At 65.8% G+C, this 17,058-nt stretch carries 15 protein-coding genes; 3 read left to right on the top strand and 12 right to left on the bottom strand.

The window, feature by feature from the left end; all coding sequences use genetic code 11:
• Nucleotides 1-34 precede the first annotated feature (34 nt).
• Nucleotides 35-973: a cyclase family protein gene (locus AC57B8_RS01790; RefSeq protein WP_496478467.1), complete on the bottom strand. Its 939-nt coding sequence runs from the start codon at nt 971-973 to the stop codon at nt 35-37.
• Between the two features lie 402 nt (nt 974-1,375).
• On the opposite strand from AC57B8_RS01790, the gene AC57B8_RS01795 reads away from it, so the two are divergent.
• Complete coding sequence (locus tag AC57B8_RS01795) at nt 1,376-2,626, top strand: MFS transporter (RefSeq protein WP_447745533.1); 1,251 nt, start codon at nt 1,376-1,378, stop codon at nt 2,624-2,626.
• 195 nt (nt 2,627-2,821) lie between these two features.
• Here AC57B8_RS01795 and AC57B8_RS01800 read toward each other — a convergent pair whose 3' ends face one another.
• The 6 genes from AC57B8_RS01800 to AC57B8_RS01825 form a co-directional block, all read right to left on the bottom strand.
• On the bottom strand, nt 2,822-4,117 hold the full coding sequence (locus tag AC57B8_RS01800) for a porin (RefSeq protein ID WP_496478468.1): 1,296 nt from the start codon (nt 4,115-4,117) through the stop codon (nt 2,822-2,824).
• Between the two features lie 73 nt (nt 4,118-4,190).
• Nucleotides 4,191-5,804 (bottom strand): AMP-binding protein, encoded by a 1,614-nt coding sequence (locus tag AC57B8_RS01805; protein ID WP_496478469.1) that lies wholly within the window; start codon nt 5,802-5,804, stop codon nt 4,191-4,193.
• Between the two features lies 1 nt (nt 5,805).
• Complete coding sequence (locus AC57B8_RS01810; RefSeq protein ID WP_496478470.1) at nt 5,806-6,789, bottom strand: Bug family tripartite tricarboxylate transporter substrate binding protein; 984 nt, start codon at nt 6,787-6,789, stop codon at nt 5,806-5,808.
• Between the two features lie 11 nt (nt 6,790-6,800).
• On the bottom strand, nt 6,801-8,042 hold the full coding sequence (locus AC57B8_RS01815) for a thiolase family protein (protein ID WP_496478471.1): 1,242 nt from the start codon (nt 8,040-8,042) through the stop codon (nt 6,801-6,803).
• 1 nt (nt 8,043) lies between these two features.
• On the bottom strand, nt 8,044-9,030 hold the full coding sequence (locus tag AC57B8_RS01820; protein WP_496478472.1) for a fumarylacetoacetate hydrolase family protein: 987 nt from the start codon (nt 9,028-9,030) through the stop codon (nt 8,044-8,046).
• Nucleotides 9,031-9,042: 12 nt separating this feature from the next.
• The gene (locus tag AC57B8_RS01825; RefSeq protein ID WP_070061241.1) at nt 9,043-9,843 is read right to left on the bottom strand and encodes a cyclase family protein; all 801 of its coding nucleotides are present in this window, start codon (nt 9,841-9,843) and stop codon (nt 9,043-9,045) included.
• 95 nt (nt 9,844-9,938) lie between these two features.
• Here AC57B8_RS01825 and AC57B8_RS01830 point away from each other — a divergent pair, with 95 nt between their 5' ends.
• A complete protein-coding gene (locus tag AC57B8_RS01830) occupies nt 9,939-10,625 on the top strand; it encodes a TetR family transcriptional regulator (protein WP_492735139.1) in 687 nt (228 codons plus the stop codon).
• Nucleotides 10,626-10,833: 208 nt separating this feature from the next.
• Here AC57B8_RS01830 and AC57B8_RS01835 read toward each other — a convergent pair whose 3' ends face one another.
• The 4 genes from AC57B8_RS01835 to AC57B8_RS01850 all read right to left on the bottom strand — a co-directional run bounded on the left by AC57B8_RS01835 (nt 10,834) and on the right by AC57B8_RS01850 (nt 14,997).
• Nucleotides 10,834-11,193, bottom strand: a complete 360-nt coding sequence (locus AC57B8_RS01835; protein WP_492684218.1) for a hypothetical protein — start codon at nt 11,191-11,193, stop codon at nt 10,834-10,836.
• Nucleotides 11,194-11,752: 559 nt separating this feature from the next.
• Nucleotides 11,753-12,058: a hypothetical protein gene (locus AC57B8_RS01840; protein WP_496478473.1), complete on the bottom strand. Its 306-nt coding sequence runs from the start codon at nt 12,056-12,058 to the stop codon at nt 11,753-11,755.
• A 230-nt stretch (nt 12,059-12,288) separates the two neighbouring features.
• A complete protein-coding gene (gene ggt / locus AC57B8_RS01845) occupies nt 12,289-13,920 on the bottom strand; it encodes a gamma-glutamyltransferase (RefSeq protein WP_496478474.1) in 1,632 nt (543 codons plus the stop codon).
• A gap of 90 nt (nt 13,921-14,010) precedes the next feature.
• On the bottom strand, nt 14,011-14,997 hold the full coding sequence (locus tag AC57B8_RS01850; protein WP_492738526.1) for a tripartite tricarboxylate transporter substrate-binding protein: 987 nt from the start codon (nt 14,995-14,997) through the stop codon (nt 14,011-14,013).
• A 103-nt stretch (nt 14,998-15,100) separates the two neighbouring features.
• On the opposite strand from AC57B8_RS01850, the gene AC57B8_RS01855 reads away from it, so the two are divergent.
• Nucleotides 15,101-16,069 carry a LysR family transcriptional regulator gene (locus AC57B8_RS01855; RefSeq protein ID WP_496478475.1) on the top strand — a complete coding sequence of 323 codons (969 nt, stop codon included), beginning with the start codon at nt 15,101-15,103 and terminating at the stop codon, nt 16,067-16,069.
• Nucleotides 16,070-16,090: 21 nt separating this feature from the next.
• Here AC57B8_RS01855 and lhpI read toward each other — a convergent pair whose 3' ends face one another.
• The gene (lhpI, locus tag AC57B8_RS01860) at nt 16,091-17,035 is read right to left on the bottom strand and encodes a bifunctional Delta(1)-pyrroline-2-carboxylate/Delta(1)-piperideine-2-carboxylate reductase (protein WP_496478476.1); all 945 of its coding nucleotides are present in this window, start codon (nt 17,033-17,035) and stop codon (nt 16,091-16,093) included.
• Nucleotides 17,036-17,058: the final 23 nt, after the last annotated feature.

A 17,058-nucleotide genomic window follows, 5' to 3' on the forward strand; every position in this document is an offset into this window, starting at 1 on the left:
AGCCGAGGCGGCCAACGCAGCACGCGCGAGCGTCTCAGCGCCGCAGCGGGATGGCGATGGGGCGCATCGGTGCGGCGTCGCCGCCACGCAGCTTGAGCGACGCACCGATGAACGCGAACTCGTAGACGCGGTCCTTGGCGAGCGCTTCCAGGTTGACCAGCTCGATGATCGGCGCGCCCTGCTGTGCGAGCAGGTAGGTGTGCACCGGCACGTAGTTGTCGTCGGCATCGGGCGGGAAGGTCTCGAAGCTCAGGTTGTCGGCACCCACGACCATCGCGCCACCCGACTCCACGAGAAAGCGCGCGGCATCCACGCTCATGCCCGGCGGCGAATCCATGTAGGCGTCGGCCTTGTCGTAGAGCTTCATGCGGCCGGTGCGGATCAGGACCACGTCGCCTGTCTCCAGCTTCACGCGCTGCTTGTCGAGCGTCTCCTGCAGATCGGCCCGGGTGACGCGGTAGCCGGGCGCCAGCATCTCGACGCCCTTGGCGGCGGCAACGTCGATCAGGACCCCGCGGGCCACGATCGGCGGGATGGTCTCGGCGCCGGTCTTCTTCCAGCCGCGGTCGCCCAGGTGTTCACGCGCCTCGAAGCCGTTCCAGATCTTGCCGTCGAGGCCGAAATGGTTGAGCGCGTCGATGTGCGTGCCCATGTGGGTGTACATCGAGATGGCCGCGCCGGTGTAGCTCACGTGCTTGTTCTGCGTGTGGCCGACGCCCATCGGGTCGTCGACCACGGTGCCGTGCGGCGTGTGCGTCATCCAGATCTGGTAGCGCGGATCGCCGATGCCGTGCCAGCTCGGCATGCCGACGAAGTACTCGACCGACAGGTCGTACACACGCGCACCGTCCGCGCGGGAAAGCACCTGGGCCTTGGTGCTCGCGGTCATGAGGTTGAGTCGGCCGAGTTCGTCGTTCGGGCCCCACGGGCTCTTGCCCACGACGGGGGCTGCGAAGGCGAGGGGGACGCTCATTGCACCCCACACAGACGCCGCGGCGCCGATCCTGCGTATCCATTGCGACATTGAAAACTGCTCCATTTCGTTCGGTTGCTTGGTTGGCTTGGCACGCACTGCGCGGTGCCAGGTGCTGACCTTAGGAGGAACGAAGTCGCGCGGAAACCGTGCCGGCGGCAAAGGTCCTTTCTCGATTCGCGAACGATGAAACCGGCGGAGACAGATCCCACGGAGGGTAACTACCAATGTGCGATGGAATGTCTATAAATATATTTATAAACATTATGCGTACACCATGAAGGGCGACGCATTCCTGGAGTTCTGTCATTGAAGAAAAAGGAAACTGCTGTGGACGCTACCTCTGTCTCATCCCTCGCGCGGCCTTCGGCCGGCGCCCATTCCCTCTCGGACCACGACCGCATGCATCGCAAGATCGCATGGCGGTTGGTGCCGTTCCTGGTGTTCCTGTTCCTGCTGGCGTGGATCGACCGCGTCAACGTGGGCTTCGCCAAGTTGCAGATGCTGCAGGACCTGCAGTTCAGCGAAGCGGTCTACGGGCTGGGTGCCGGCATCTTCTTCATCGGCTACTTTCTGTTCGAGGTGCCGAGCAACCTGCTGCTGCAGAAGATCGGCGCGCGCAAGACGCTCGCGCGCATCACGATCCTCTGGGGCCTCACGTCGATGGCGATGATCTACGTGGAAACGCCCACGTCCTTCTATGTGCTGCGATTCCTGCTCGGCGCATTCGAGGCCGGCTTTTTCCCGGGCGTGATGCTGTACCTGACGTACTGGGTGCCGGCGCATCGCCGCGGCAAGATCAACGGGCTCTTCATGACCTCGTTTGCCATCGCGGGCGTCGTCGGCGGGCCGCTCGCAGGGCTGATCATGAGCGGCATGGAAGGCGTCGCGCCGTTTCGAAACTGGCAGTGGCTCTTCTTGCTCGAAGGCATTCCTTCGGTGCTTGCCGGCTTCGCGGTGCTGGCCTGGCTGCCGGACCGGCCCCAATCCGCACGATGGCTGACCGAGGCCGAGAAGCACGCGCTGGCCGCCGAACTGCAGAAGGAGAACGCCGATGCCCCCAAGCAATCGAGCTTCGGCCGGGCGTTGCGCAACCCCATGCTGTGGCTGTGCACCGCCGCCTATTTCTGCATCGTGAGCGGCAACGCCACCATTGCCTTCTGGACGCCCTCGATCGTCAAGGAGCTGGGCGTGAAGGGCACGCTGAACATCGGCCTGCTGTCGGCCATTCCGTTCATTCTGGGAACGGTCGCGATGGTGCTCAACGGCATGCATTCGGATGCCACCGGTGAGCGGCGGCGGCACTGCGCCTATGCGACGCTGATCGCCGGCGTCGGGCTCGTGGCCACCGGCGTGTTGATCGAGCAACCTGTGTTCGCCATGGTCGCGTTGAGCTTCGCGACCATCGGCATCCTCGCCGCCTTTCCCGTGTTCTGGTCGATCCCCGCTTCCTTTCTCACGGGCACCGCTGCGGCGGGTGGCATCGCTTTCATCAACTCGGTCGGCAACCTGGCGGGGTTCGCTGCGCCCTTCACGATGGGGTGGCTGAAGACGTCGACGGGAAGCGTGGCCGCGGGCCTCTATGCGGTCGCGGGACTGGAAATCATCGCGACGCTCGTGCTGTTGTATGCGATGCGCAATCGAGCACGCTAGACAGTGGTGCATCGCTCCTCCTGAATCCTTGCCGTTGCACCGCATGCGCCTTGTGAGTCAAAGAGCGTTGCCCTTCCGGGGCGGAAGAGACGGCCCCTGTGCGGGCCTTCCCTTTGCCCGGCAAGCGCGCAGCGCTGCAGCACGCGGGAGTTCAGGGCCGACCACCTGGAAGGTCCGCAGCGCGAGTCAGTGCCCTCAGAAGGCGTGCCGAATGCCCATGTCGTAGCCGGTGGTGCTCGAGGGGACATAAGGTGCGCTGATCCCGGCGATGCCGTTCGCAAACCTCACCCCGCCTCCGGGACTGATGGCCATCGCCGCATTCACGGACCCGTTCCACTTCATCCTGGTTCGCGCGACAGTGGCATAGAGCGCGGTGCGCTTTGACAGGTTGTACACATAGCCGACGGCGAACTTCTCGATCCTGGCATCGTTGTCTTGCAGCCATGTCGCGGGATTCAAGGCATTCACCGCATGAGGAGATGCATAGTTCACGCGCGAATAGGACGCACGGATCAATCCAGGCCCGACCGGGGCCGTGATGCCGATCAAGCCACCGGTGTACTTCCCATTGTTCTCGTTCCTGAAGGGATACGGAATACCGCCGATATTGGCTACGTTCATCTTGCTGCGCTCATCCCTGATCTGCGACAACTGGCCGAACAATTTGACGACATCGAAATCGTAGGAGACCCCAGCGTTGAGGATCTTCAAACGGTCCTTGTCGAATCCGCTGAGATCGTCCTTGGCGTCTTCCTGGTAAGCGATGGCCAGGTTGAGGGGGCCACGTTGATAACCGAAGCGCCCCCCGACGTTTCGCCCTCCCTTGCTCGGACTGTGGCTCACGCCACTTTGCTTCAGGTTCTCATGCAGCGAGTACATGACCTGGCCGTAGAACCCGCCAAGATGGCCCGGCAGGAAATAGCCGACGCTGTTGGAGGCGCGAACGTAGTTGTCAAAGGGCATCAGGTTCGCGGGCGACTTTCCGTGGCTGGTGGTGAGCCCCGTGCCGATCGGATTCCATAGGTTCGCGCCAACCCCGACCGTGCCAAAGGGATCGAAGACCGTCAGATTCCAATAGGTCGGCACATAGTCCCGGCCCAGGCGCACTTCGCCGAACGGCCCCGACAGGCTGACCGTCGAGCGGCGGTCGAAAACGCCAAGCCCCTGGGCCCCGTCGTCCGGTGTGAGTGTGGATTCCAGCCAGAAGCCTGCAGCAAGCCCGCCGCCCAGATCCTCCTGTCCGCGAATGCCCAAGAGAGAAGGGGTGTGCGCGCCCGACGCGAGCTTCGTGGCGCCTTGCGAGATGGATGCCGGCGCTGCCAGGGACCACCAAGGCAGGCCTGCGGGCAGCACGCTCTTGGTCTGGTAGTGGCTCACCGAGATGTCAATGACGCCGAAGAGTGTCACAGAAGACTGCGCCCAGCTCGAAGGCCCGATGAACAGCGATGCAAGTGAGATGGGAAGAAAAAGCTTACGCCCGTGGTTGTGCATGAATGTCTCCTTCGTTGTTGTTGATTGCGCAGGGGAAAAACGGCCTGCCGCCGCCTGCGCCCAGGTCTTGTGTCTAGGCTGAGGGCGCCTCGAAAACGGTCGCGACCGCCCCGTCGCGCAGCCATTCCTCCAGAACCCGCGCCAACGGCTTTTCCGATGCGGTCTTGGGGATCGCTTCGATGGCCATCAGCCGCCCGGGAAGGGCGTTCTTCGACAGCGTCTCGCGCAAACGCGCATGGAGCACCGAAAGGTCCAGGTCGGCGTGATGGGGGACGACGGCTGCGACGACATCGCATTCGCCAGGCGCCCCCGAGGCCGCTGCCGTGCCGAACACAAACGCATCGCGGACCAGTCCGGTGTCCGCGATGGTCTTCTCGATCTGCGCCGGGTCGATGAATTCGCCGTTGCGGCGAATGCCATGGCCGCGGCGGTGCTCGAAGTAGAGCCAGCCGTGCGCATCGGCGCGCACGATGTCGCCGGTCCAGAGCCAACCGTCCTTGCCTTTGCTCTGCGAGGCCTGCGGGTCTTCGAAGTACGCGATGTCGAAGGGCGCGCCGCTGGCCGGCCGGAACGCCAGTTCGCCCGGCGTGCCCGCGGGCGCATCGCTGCCGTCTTCGGCGACGATGCGGACGGAGAACGCCGGGTGCGGGCGGCCGATGCTGCCGACCGGACCTTTCCCGAAAGGGTTGACCGTCAGCCCGCCTTCGGCGGTGCCGTAGAACTCCAGAACATGGACGCCGAAGCGCTGCTCGAAGTCACGCCAGATGGCCTGCGGCATGCCCGCGGCGACGACGAAGCGCACGACATGATCCCGGTCGCTGGGCGACGGCGGCTCGCAATAGACAGCGGTGGTCATGCCGCCTAGCAGGGTGAAGGCGGTGCACCGGTGTCGACGCACGATCTCCCACAACCGCGACTTGGTGAAGCGGCGCGACATGACACAGGCGATCCCGAGCCTCAGGGCTGCACCCAGCGTGACCAACTGGGCGTTGGCGTGCGTCAGCGACAGGCCGGAGTAGAGGCGATCGTCGCCGGTGTAGCCGAAGGCGGAGGCCGCCAGTGCCGCCGTGTCGACGAAGCGGCGGTGGGTGATCACGATCCCCTTCGGCTCTCCGGTCGTGCCGGAGGTGAAGAGAATCTGCATGGGGTCATCGGGATCGACGGGCGTGAAGTGTGCCGAGGGGAGGCCTGCCTGTGTGTGGCGGGCCAGCAGTTGCGCGTAGTCCAGCGCTTCGCAGGCGCGCGGCGCATCTGCCGCAAGTTCGCCCGAGATGACGCGCACGACCCAGCGCAGGTGGGTGGCGCGCGATCGAATCTGCGCGACCGCAGCGGCGGCATAGTCCGCCGCGATCACACCCACGCAGTGCGTGCGATCGATCAGTGCGGCGAGCCTGTCGCCTTGCGCCCGCGCATCGATCGGTACCAGCACCGCCCCGAGGTGCGCGGCCGCCACCATGGCTTCGACGAACTCGGGGTGGTTCGCCATCACCAGCGCGATGGCGTCGCCACGTCGGATGCCCAGGCCTTGCAGGGCCCGGGCCAGCGCCAGGCCGTTCTCGTGCAGTTGCAGGAAGCTGCGGTGCTGCTCGGGCAAGGCCGGGCCCGCCTCGAACGTGAGGGCGATCGCATGGGGACGCGTGCGCGCATGGTGGCCGACGAGATCGGCCAGGGTCTTGAAATCCGTCATGTCAGTCCGCCTTGATGCCCGTCTTGTCGATCAGGGCCTTCCATTGCGCCGTCTCTTGCGCCGTCAGCGCAGCCAGTTCAGCCGGCGTCGAGCCCTCGGGGGTCAGGCCGAGTTGCAGCAGATGGCTTCGGAATGCGTCGCTCTTCAGGATCTGCTGCACCTCGGCGTTGAGTCGCACGATGACCGGCGCGGGCGTGCCCGCCGGTGCCCACAGGGCGTTCCAGCCGCTCAGCTCGAATCCGGGCAGGGTCTCCCGGACCGTCGGCACCTGCGGCAGGACGGAGAGTCGCGTGGGTGTGGTCACCGCCAGGGCCTTGACGCGGCCGCCGCGAACGAGCGCCAGCGCCGAGGCCTGGGGCTCGAGCCGGACCTGCACGCGCCCCGCCATCAGCTCGGTGTTGGCATTGGCGCCGCTGCGGTAGGGCACATGCAGCAGATCGATGCCGCACTGCGCCTTGATCAGCTCCATGCCCAGGTGGAAGGCGCTGCCGTTGCCCGTGGAGGCATAGGCCAGCTTGCCGGGCTCGCGCTTCGCCAGGGCGATCAGCGACGGGAGGTCGGAGGCCGGCAAGCCGCTGTGGGCGAGCAGCACGTACCCGCCGCGCGCGACCAGGCTGATCGGCGCCATGTCCCTGGCCGGGTTGTAGGGCAGCCGCGGGTAGAGGTGCGGGTTCATCGTCGCCACCTGGTTCATGGCGTAGAGCAGCGTGTGCCCGTCGGCGGGCGCCTTGAGCGCCTTGTCGGTGCCGATGATCCCCGAGGCCCCCGGCATGCCTTCCACATAGACGGGGTTCGACAGGCGTGCCGACAAAGCTTCGGCGATCAGACGCGCCACGATTTCGGGTGCGCTGCCGGTGGTTGCGGGCACGATGACCTGGATCGGCTTGGACGGCCAGGCCGCCGTGGCGGCCCTGGCAGCGTTGCCGACGAGGCTGGACAAGCCCAGGGCGATCGATTGCCCGAGGAGAGTGCGTCTGGAATACATGGTGGCGTGCTTCATGAGCGTTGTGCAGCCCGTTCAAGAATGGTGATGGTCGCGGCCGCTTCCTCATGGCCCAGGAAGCCGCCGCCGTTCTCGGCAAGGGCCAGGCGCGCATTGGCCACCTGTCGCCCGCCGGCCTCGCCGCGCAATTGCAGGACGAGCTCATGGATCTGCATCAAGCCGGTGGCGCCGATGGGATGCCCCTTCGACTCCAGTCCCCCCGAGGGGTTGACCGGCCGACGGCCGCCCAGTGCGGTGTGGCCATGCTCCGCGAGCCATCCACCCTGGCCGGGCTCGCACAAGCCCAGGTGTTCGCACTGGACGATTTCTCCGAAGGCCGTGGCGTCATGGACCTCGCTCACGTCGATGTCCTCAGGCCCGACGCCGGCATCGGCGTAGGCGCGCAGTGCGGCGCGGCGGCTGATCGGCGTCTCGCGTCCATCGACGCGGTCCGATCCGCTGACGAGAACACTGGCCCGCACGCGCACCGCACGCTTCGCATCGAAGCGCTCCAGGGCGTCCTCGCGCACGATCAACGCCGCAGCCGCGCCATCGCCGATCGGCGCACACATCGGCAGAGTCAGGGGCCAGGTGATGGCGCGCGCCGCGAGCACCTCGTCGACCGACATCGCGACGCGATGCTGGGCCAACGGGTTGTGCACGGAGTGGCTGTGGTTCTTGGCGGCCACATGGGCCAGTTGCCGCTGCGTGGTGCCGTGGCGTGCCATGTGCGCGCGGGCCAGGGCCGCATAGATGTCCATGAAGACGCTGCGTTGCTGTGCGACGGGGGCTTGTGTGGGGTCCTCACCAGCTTGTTGTGCGAGAAAGCGCAGCAGTGCCTCAGGCCTTTCGGCGTCATGGGCGCCATCGAAGATGGAAAAGGTGCGGGCCTTGTCCGGGTGCGACAGCTTCTCCGCTCCCACCGCCAATGCGACGTCACACAGTCCGGCGCGCAGATGGGCGCAGGCGAGGTAGAAGGCGGTCGAAGCACTGGCACACGCGTTCTCGACGTTGATGATCGGAATGCCATCCAATCCCGCCTCGCGCAGCGCCACCTGACCACCGATCATGTGCTGCCCCTGCAGGAGCGACTGGCCGACGTTGGCAAAGAACGCCGCACCCACCTGGTCGGCCGTCGCACCGGCGTCGGCCAGGGCGAGATCGATGGCCTGGCGGGCCATCGTGCGCAGCGCAACGTCCGCGAAGCGGCCCGTGGGCGTGCTGCCGACGCCCACGATGTACAGCGGAACCGTCATCTCAGGCCTTCGCTGCCGCGGCGGGCACTGCCGTGCGGCGGATCCGGTTGCGCAGCGTGCCGATGCCCTGCGCCTCGAGTTCGATGACATCGCCATCGCGCAGCAGGCGGCCGGTCTCCACGCCGCAGCCACCTTCGAAGGTGCCCGAGGCGAAGAGTTCGCCAGGGTGCAGCGTGCACGAGCGACTGGCATAGCTCACGATGTCCTCGAAGGTCAGCTGCATGTCGACGGTGCTGCGGGTGGTCTGCACGACACCGTTGAGCCTCGACTGCACCTGCAGCTGGTAGAGGTCGGGGATCTCGTCCAGCGTGGCGATGCAGGGGCCGATGGCATAGGCGCCGTCGAAGTCCTTGCTCTTGCCGGCCGGGCTGCCCTCAGCCACTTGCGTATCCCGCGCGGTGAAGTCGTTGAACAGCGTGACCCCGAAGATGTGGTCGCGTGCTCGCGACACGGGGATGTCCTTGCCACCCACGCCGATGACGACCGCCAGTTCGAGTTCGTAGTCCAGCGATTCGGCGAAACCCGGCCAGGCGATCTCGGCATCCGGCCCGGTCATGTTGAGCGGATTGCCGGTGTAGAAGCGAGGCACGGTGAACCAGTTTGGGGGCAGCTCGAGCGAGCCATCGGTTTGTGCGGCGGCCATGGCGGCCTCCGGGTCGGCTGATCGGGCGGCCAGTTGCTCGGCGCGTCGCCGCAGGAAGAACCTGGGGTGCTCGATCATGGTTCCCCAGTCCCGGATCAGCGGCGGATTGGGCAGCGGGGGAAGCAACGCGGCGCCGGCCAGGGAGTCTGCAGCGCCGCCGTGCTTGGCGATCTGCGCACGCGCAAGGTCCCAGGATGCAGGGCCTGCGCGCAGGAAAGCCAACGCAGAGCCGAAGGCCTCTTCGCCAGGGTGGCGAGCCGTGAGGTCCAGCACGCCGTCGACGCCGATGAGGGCACCGAGGCGAGGTGCGTCAAAGCCCTCACGCACAAAAGTCACGATACGCATTGAAGTCGCTCCTCAGTTGGACAGGAAGGCCACGGCACGGGCGGGGGCGGCGCTGGCGCGTGCCAGCTTCAACGGGAAGAAGCCCACGTGGAAGCCGCGAAGCGGCAAGGCACCGAGGTTGCACAGCTGCTGCACGATGAAGGCCTCCTTCTCGCGGATCGCCTTGTGGCCATCCCACAGTTGCTGCTTGTCGCCCGTTTCCTTGAAGGCCTGGGCCATCACGGCGAAGGGACGGTCCCAGCCGACCGCATCCGTGCCGAGCACGGTGGCCCCTTGCTCCGACAGGAACAGCGTGCCTTCGCGGCTCATCCCCGGGTACTGAAAGAAGGCCGGCTCGCCCAGGCGATATCGCTCCTGTCCGGTCCGGATCAGCACGGCGTCGCCGGGACGGATGGGCTCGCCCACTGCGGACAACGCCTGGCGAAGCGCATCGACGGGGATGGCCTGCCCAGGCTGCGCCCAAGGGCGCACATCGAGCACCTTGCCGGGGCAGAAGAGCTCGTTCAGTTCGACCTGGTCGATGGTGCGTGAGGTTCGCCCCTCGCAGGTCGATCCGCTGTGCAGCGGTGCGTCCACGTGCGTGCCGCAATGCGACGACATGTCGTTGAGCACCTCCGAACCCCAACCCTCGCCGTCGGGCAAGTCGTCGTGGCTGCAGCCGAAGAAGTGGCAGAAGCGGTCGCGGCCGTCCGGCGTCGCCGGGTGGGAGTAGTCCACCCGGGGAGCCACGACGCCCGCAGCGGCGGCCATGGCGGGAGGAAGCAGATCGCGGTCGTGCGGGTCCAGCGTCGAGGACAGATCGATCAATCTCATGAAGTCTCCTTTAAGTCATACGTGCGTATAAATATACAACTGTATGATTTCAAGGATTGGCTGTCAACGAACTTCAATACCTCGCCACTTCCCTCATGCCCAAGCCCACCGCAGCGAAAACCGCCGTCTCTTCGAAGCGGCAGGCGCTTTCCGACACCACCGCAAACCAGATCCTCGACGCCGCCGAGGCCCTGTTTGCTGCACATGGCTACGGGGGCACCAGCATGCGAGCGATCGCGGAGCGGGCCAACGCCAACCTGGGAGCCTTCCACTACTACTGGGGATCGAAGCAGGCGCTGTGCAAGGCCGTGCTGGAGCGCCGCCTTGGGCCGGTGATGAAGGAGCGCAAGGAGCGCCTGGACGCATTCGAGGGTCGGAAGGTCCCCTTGCGAGACATCCTGCGGGCGTCCATGGCGCCCTCACTGCTTGTCGCGGGAGCCAGTGTCCAGGAGCGCGAGTCGTTCCGTGCGTTCTACGGCCGCATGCTGATGGACCCTGCCGATGAAGTGCATGCGCTGACAGCGTCCATCGTGGACGATTTCGCGCGACGCTTCGTGGATGTCGTGAGCCACGAGCTTCCTCACTTGAGCAGCGAAGAGTTCTACTGGCGGGTCATCTTCGTCTACGGTGCCTTCTTCTATGCGCACAGCACGCACACGCGGGTGCAGGCGCTGTGGCCCGAGAAGTTGCAGCAGACCAGCATGGAGGCCGGCGTCGACTTCCTGGTGAACTTCATCGAGGCCGGTCTCAAGGCAAAGCCGGCGCCCAGATCCGCGGGTTGACGGGCCACCTGACAGACAAGCGTCTGGTTCGGGGGCAGCACTGAGATACGTGATTCGAATGTTCCGGTCGCGCTGGCGGCCATGGCACTGCTCGTCCGAAACAAGAGGCCGGAGCGCCAATAACAAGACCCCTCACGAACACCGGCCGCAGTGATCGAGATCGAAAGCGACCCGATCAAATGACGCTCAGGAAATGCGACTTCGTTCTCTACGCCGCGTCTTCTGGCATGCCATCAGCACCAAATGCGACACCGCGCTCTTCCAGCTTCTCGCGCGCTGCGTGGTGCACCACGCCGCGTTTGCGCGTGTCGGACTCCAGCAGCCTGCGCAACGTGGCCTGGCTGACATTGGCATTGCGCACCACTTCCATGCGGACGCCCCAGAACTTGTCATTCGCAAAACGATCCAGGATCTCTTCGTCTGCATCCGGGTTCATGGCCGCCACGGCGCGTATGGCCTGATTGGGATCAGTCAAGAAGGGCTCGAGCTCAACCGCATTGGCCGCACCACTGGCAGCGGTGTAACGAAGCGCCTCTGCAGCTTTCTGTTCAGTTGTCTTTTTGACCATTGCACTCTCAAAGTGATGAAGCTCACCGAGCTTCTCATGCGCAATGGTTGATGCATCCGAATTCCGGCCGCCCGGGTCGGATATGCGGCCATGGATCCCGCAAGAATCCTCGCGACCTGTGGGGGATGAAACGACTTTTCTCCAGCTTTCGGCTCAAGCGGCGACGGGCGCGCAGCCAGTGCCAATGGGGCGGCAGGGATGCCGCCAGCATCGGGCCATGAGGCATGCCGGGAAAGGCGAGGTACTGCGCACGCACGCCTGCGGGGTCGAGTCGCCCCGCCAGGTCCCGGCCAGCCTGCAGTGGCACGGCGGCACGCTGGCGTCGCAGGCGTTCGGCGCGCGCCGCGCTGACACCTGCAGGAGGTGGCGCGGCAGGACTCTCGCCTTCGGTCGAGGCGCCTTGCATGAACAACAGCATGGTCTCGCGCCCCGCCGGCAGGGGGCGGGGTGTTCGGCCTCGCGCAGGATGAAGCCGTCCTGCCACCACAACGAGGGGGCCGCCGCCGCGTAGCGCGAGAAGAACTGCGGCCGGTGCAACAACGCGTGCAGCGCGAACAAATCACCGTATAAGTGTCCCGCACAGCGTGCGGCGTCGCGGATCCAGCGGTGCGCGCGCCGCCAGGGCCGGCACCGCTTGGGCGACGATGAAGTCGAGAAAATGATCGGCGCCGCCGCCTGGTCGGCCAGGTTCCTCATCGTCCCAGGTCGGATCGTCCGCGCGCACCGACGGCGTGTAGTCATAGGCGCGCATCGCCACGTCGAAACGCAGATCGCTGTCGGGGCCGATGGCCAGGATCATCGGCGCGTCGCCGCGAGCGCTCAGTGCATCGAGTTGTGCATTGCCGAGCGAGCAGGCGGCAATCATTGCAATCGCACAGGGAATTTCAGGTCAAAGGGAGTTCCAATGCGGTCTACGACAGGCCGTTCTACGGACTTGCCTGTCAGGATCGTCCTTCAAGCAGACATCGGCGGCCCCGAGTCCGGCGGCGGAAATCGCTGCAAAGCAGACAAGCGCGGCTGGCTACATGCAAAGAAGGCGGGATGGGAATGAGTTCCTCATAAGCCACACAGTCGATAGCTGAAAACGGTGGCCGATCAGTGCGCAGGATCCATGCGCAGCCGGTACGCAACGCCATCGCGTCCAGGGTCGGCGCCGCCATGCAGGCCGTCGGCCTGCACCTGCACGCCGTGCACCCAGCCGATGGTGTAGTTGTACGGGTTGCGGCCAATGGCGTAACCCTGCGCTTCCAGCGCGCGCGTGGTGGAGCGCGGAATGCGGTTGCACACGTCGATGGCGTTGCTGGTGGACGAGAAGCGAGGTGCCGACACGGCTGCCTGCATCTCCATGCCGTGATCGATCACGTTGAGCAGCACCTGCAGCACGCCCATGGCGATCTGCGTGCCCCCCGGGGCGCCGAGCACCACGTCGAGCTCACCGTCCTTGAAGGTCATGGTGGGGCAGGACGAGGTGAAGCGGCTCTTGCCCGGCTGGATGCTGCCGGCGCGGCCCGGACGCGGGTCGAACACGCCCATGCAGCCGTTGTACAGAAAACCCATGCCCGGGGTGATGATGCCCGAGGGCATGGCCAGCGAGTGGGTCAGGGACACGGCGTTGCCGTCGGCGTCCACCACGCTCAGGTGGGTGGTGTCGCGCGGCACGGGCGCGCCAGGGTTCACGCGCTCCACGTTGAAGCGATGGCCCGTGCGGATCTGCTCGGCCACTTCCCGGGCCATGTCCTTGGACAGGAGCTGATCCAGCGGCACATCGAAGAACTTCGGGTCGCCGATGCAGCGGTCCTTGTCGATCGTCGCCTTCTTCATGGCCTCGCACACCCTCTGCAGGTAGGCAGGGCTGTTGTGCTCCAGACTCGCCAGATCGAAGTGCTCGAGGATGTTGAGCATCTCCAGCAGCATGGCGCCGCCGCCCGGGGGCTGGTTGGTCGTGATGGTGCGGTCGCGGTAGCTGCCCACCAGCGGCGGGTTGCGCTGCACCTGATACCGGGCCAGGTCGTCGAGCGTGATCAGCGCCCCCAGCGACTGCAGGTGCGTCACCATCTTTTGCGCCAGGTCGCCCTGGTAGAACGGGCGCGCACCTTCTTCGGCAATCTGGCGCAGCACCGCAGCCATGCCTTCGTTGCGCAGCGGCGCACCGATGGGCTTGGGGCGGCCATCGGGGCGGCAGTACAGCTGGCGGCTTTCCTCGCAGTACTGCAGCCGCTCCAGGTTGCCGACGCGCCCCATGGTGGGTTCGTCGATCCAGAAGGCGTGCATGCCGGGTCGCACAAAGTAGCCGTCCGCAGCCCAGCGGATGGCGGGCTCCACCACCTGCCGCCACGGCAGGCGGCCGTGCGCCTGATGCATGGCCTCCAGGCCCTTGAGCGTGGCCGGCGTGCCGATGGACTGGGGGCCGATGTCGTTGACGCGGCCCTTGAGGATGAAACCGAAGCCGTCCTTGGTCTCGCCCTCGAGCAGGTGCTCCCACATGTTTGCCCTGGCCGCCAGCGGCGCGGGCGAGTGGAAGTCGAAATATTCATGCACCTGGGCGCCCGGCAGGTAGACGGCGGCGGTGCCGAAACCTGCGATACCGCACATCAGCGGATCGACCACGGTCTGGGCCAGCGCGGTGGCCACGGCGGCATCCACCGCGTTACCGCCCGCGCGCAGGATGTCGATGCCGGATTCGGCGGCCTCCGGCTGCGGACAGACCACCATTGCTTCTTTTTTCATGAGGTGTGATGACGAACCCCTTGCTGCATCGGCGATACGGCAAGGGGTGAAGATGGAAGAAAAGGGGGCGGTGCTTGTGCGGCCGCCGGCTTACTTGGCGCTGAGGTTCAGCGCCCCGAGCGTGGGCCCCCAGGCCTTGGCGTCACGCGCCGCCGTTTCCATGACCAGCGCGGAAGGGCCGGACATGGGGATCACGCCCATGCTTTTGAGCTTGGCCTGCACGTCGGGACTCTGGTGGAAGGCCGTCGTCGCCTTGTTGAGCTTTTCCACAATGTCGGCCGGCGTGCCGGCGCGCGCCACCACGGCACTCCAGCCCATGTTGTCAAAGCCCTTCACGCCCAGCTCGCCCAGGGTGGGCACATCGGGCAGCTCAGGGGTGCGTTGCGGCGACAACACGGCCAGTGGATTGAGCTTGTGGTTCTTGATGTGGGGCAGGGCGGTGCCATACACAGGTGCCATCACCTCGGTTTGCCCGCCAATGGTGGCCAGGATGCCGTCGGCCTCGCCCTTGTAAGGGATGTGGGTCATCGAAATGCCCAGGGCATTGGACACCAGCTCGACCGCCAGGTGGGTGGAGTTGCCCAGGCCGGCGGACGCGAAGTTCAGCTTGCCGGGTGCCGCCTTGGCTTTTTCTGTCAGATCCTTGAGCGTCTTGATGCCCGTGGCCGGGTTGGCCGACAGCACGAACGGCACCGTCGTCAGCATGGTCACGCCAACAAAATCCTTCTCGGGGTTGTAGGGCAGTGGCTTGTAGGTGAACTGATTGAGCACCATCAGCGACACGCTGCCCAGCAGCAAGGTGTAGCCATCGGCGGGCGCATTCAGCGCGTTCTGTGCGGCAATGAGGCCGCCCGCACCGGGCTTGTTCTCCACCACGATGGTGGCGCCAATGGCCTTGCCTGCGTGTTCAGCCCACATGCGTGCGATGGTGTCGCTGCTGCCGCCCGGGGCCTGCGACACGATCAGGCGCACGGGACGACTGGGGTAGGAGGCTTGCGCGAACACGGTGGTGGCCGTGGCGGCCGCGACCGCGGCACCCATCAGGATCTTGTAGATGTTCGTGATTGCTTTGGGCACAGGGATTCCTCAGAAGGTCTGTCATGGAAGATGAAGTAATTTTCATGACAATCCCTGCCATCCACCTAGTGAAAATGCAAAATGGATGCATGAAGGTTTACTCATGATCGAGCGTTCGGAAGGCCTGTCATGGGCACGAGGCATCAAGGTCCGGCATCTGGAGTCCTTTCTGGTGCTGGACGAGGCGGGCACGCTGACCGAAGCGGCGGCGCGGCTGCACATGACGCAATCTGCCATGTCGCACTGGCTGGCAGAGCTCGAACGCGTGGCGGGCACGCCGCTGGTGGTGCGCGGGCGCAAGGTGCAGCTGACGCCTGCCGGGCATCTGCTCAAACGCCTGGCCATCACCGTGCTGGGCGATATCGCCCGCACCGGCCTCGAAATGCATGCAGTGGCTGCGGGACGCGTGCCGCGATTGAACGTGGGCAGCGTCTGGGCAGGCATCGCCGGCGGCCTGCCCGAAGCCGTGACCGCCTTCCAGCAGCGCCATGCCGATGTGGCCGTGTCCATCCACGACGGCCTGTTCGACGACCTGCTCAAAGGCCTGGACACGCGTGCCATGGATGCCGTGATCGGCGTTCTGGATGCGCGGGCGCACCAGCCGCAACTGGCGCACCACGTGCTCTTTGACGACCGGGTGAGCATCGTCATCGGCCAGGGCAGCAAGCACTGGGACAGCAACCAGCCACTGGGCTTTGCCGACGTGTTACGCGAGCAATGGGTGATGCCGCCCCTTGGCACGCTCACTCGCATCCAGATGGATGCCTACCTCATCGAGCAACAGGCATCGTGGCTGGTGCCCAAGGCAGAAACCGCCTCGTTGGCCATGATGCAGGCGCTGCTGCAAAAGGGCGACTATGTCGGCGTGTGTGCGGAATCCATGGCGGACTACATGGCCTCGCTGGGGCTGTTCCGCAAGGTCGCCGTCGATTCGAACATCCGCTTCGGCCCCATCACCGTGGTGTGGAACCGCGAGCACGTCTCGGCCACGCTCATGGATTTCATTGCCTGCCTGAAGGCGCATGCGCGGGGCTTGCCTGCCGCACACGTGCAGGAGGCGCCCAGCGCTTAGCGGCCCGCCAAGGCAAGTGTCTCAGGTCGAATCGGAAGCTTCGTAGACCACCACTGCCGCGGCCAGGTCCTCCAAGGCGGTGCCCACGGCCTTGAAGACGGTCCGCCCGTCACTCTCGGCGCGTCCCTGGATCCGGCCCGCGGCCAGGTCGGCCAACTCCCCTGCCACATCGTCGGCGGCGAACACGCCGCGCGACAGGGGCCCGAGCAATTCGCCACTCTTTTGCAACGCCTCTTGTGTATCAACAAACAGACGTGCACCCGCAAAGCAGGCGTCGTCGGCTTCGCGCATCTGCGGCGTGAAACTGCCGATCAGGTCGAGGTGGCTGCGAGGCCGCAGCCACGCTCCCTGCACCACCGGCTGCGTGGCGAGCGTGGCACAGCTCACGATGTCGACATCGTTCACCGCGTGGGCGAGGTCCGGCGCAACGGCCGCCTCGATGTTCTGCGCGCACAGCCGCACAGCGAGTGCCTTCGCCGCAGATTCGTCGCGGTCCCACACCACCACGCGTTCGATGGGACGCACGGCGCGGTAGGCCTCGGGAATCAGACTGCCGACACGTCCGCAGCCGACGACCAGCAGGCTGCGCGCATCGGCAGGCGCGAGATAGGACGCGGCCAGGGCGGAGGCGGCAGCGGTGCGGCGCGACGTGATCTCGTTGCCGTCGATCTGCGCCAGCGGCTCACCCGTGCTGGCGTCGTACAGCACATAGGTCGAGAACAGTCCGGGCAGGCCGCGTTGCGCGTTGTTCGGGAAGATGGTCACTGTCTTGATGCCCAGGTAGCGGTCGTGCTGCCACGCCGGCATGACCAGCACGGTGCGGGGCGAGGTGTGCGTCCCGGCCTGCAGCGAATGCGTGTGTCGCAAGGGCACCTCGCAGCCAGCGATGAACATCTCCCTAAGCGCCGGGATCAGGCAGTCGAAGGGCAAGGCACGCCGGGTGCTTTCGGTATCGATGATTTTCATGGGGTCACGGATGGAGTCAGTTG

Source organism: Variovorax sp. BGA-UO-ETr-C22, assembly GCF_059567965.1.

What these genes read in the sequence shown, in the direction of transcription:
- AC57B8_RS01800 (WP_496478468.1), bottom strand. Translation starts at nt 4,117, where the DNA reads ATGCACAACCACGGGCGTAAGCTTTTTCTTCCCATCTCACTTGCATCG.
- AC57B8_RS01815 (WP_496478471.1), bottom strand. Translation starts at nt 8,042, where the DNA reads ATGACGGTTCCGCTGTACATCGTGGGCGTCGGCAGCACGCCCACGGGC.
- ggt (WP_496478474.1), bottom strand. Translation starts at nt 13,920, where the DNA reads ATGAAAAAAGAAGCAATGGTGGTCTGTCCGCAGCCGGAGGCCGCCGAA.
- AC57B8_RS01805 (WP_496478469.1), bottom strand. Translation starts at nt 5,804, where the DNA reads ATGACGGATTTCAAGACCCTGGCCGATCTCGTCGGCCACCATGCGCGC.
- AC57B8_RS01825 (WP_070061241.1), bottom strand. Translation starts at nt 9,843, where the DNA reads ATGAGATTGATCGATCTGTCCTCGACGCTGGACCCGCACGACCGCGAT.
- AC57B8_RS01830 (WP_492735139.1), top strand. Translation starts at nt 9,939, where the DNA reads ATGCCCAAGCCCACCGCAGCGAAAACCGCCGTCTCTTCGAAGCGGCAG.
- AC57B8_RS01810 (WP_496478470.1), bottom strand. Translation starts at nt 6,789, where the DNA reads ATGTATTCCAGACGCACTCTCCTCGGGCAATCGATCGCCCTGGGCTTG.
- AC57B8_RS01795 (WP_447745533.1), top strand. Translation starts at nt 1,376, where the DNA reads ATGCATCGCAAGATCGCATGGCGGTTGGTGCCGTTCCTGGTGTTCCTG.
- lhpI (WP_496478476.1), bottom strand. Translation starts at nt 17,035, where the DNA reads ATGAAAATCATCGATACCGAAAGCACCCGGCGTGCCTTGCCCTTCGAC.
- AC57B8_RS01840 (WP_496478473.1), bottom strand. Translation starts at nt 12,058, where the DNA reads ATGATTGCCGCCTGCTCGCTCGGCAATGCACAACTCGATGCACTGAGC.
- AC57B8_RS01835 (WP_492684218.1), bottom strand. Translation starts at nt 11,193, where the DNA reads ATGGTCAAAAAGACAACTGAACAGAAAGCTGCAGAGGCGCTTCGTTAC.
- AC57B8_RS01820 (WP_496478472.1), bottom strand. Translation starts at nt 9,030, where the DNA reads ATGCGTATCGTGACTTTTGTGCGTGAGGGCTTTGACGCACCTCGCCTC.
- AC57B8_RS01790 (WP_496478467.1), bottom strand. Translation starts at nt 973, where the DNA reads ATGAGCGTCCCCCTCGCCTTCGCAGCCCCCGTCGTGGGCAAGAGCCCG.
- AC57B8_RS01855 (WP_496478475.1), top strand. Translation starts at nt 15,101, where the DNA reads ATGATCGAGCGTTCGGAAGGCCTGTCATGGGCACGAGGCATCAAGGTC.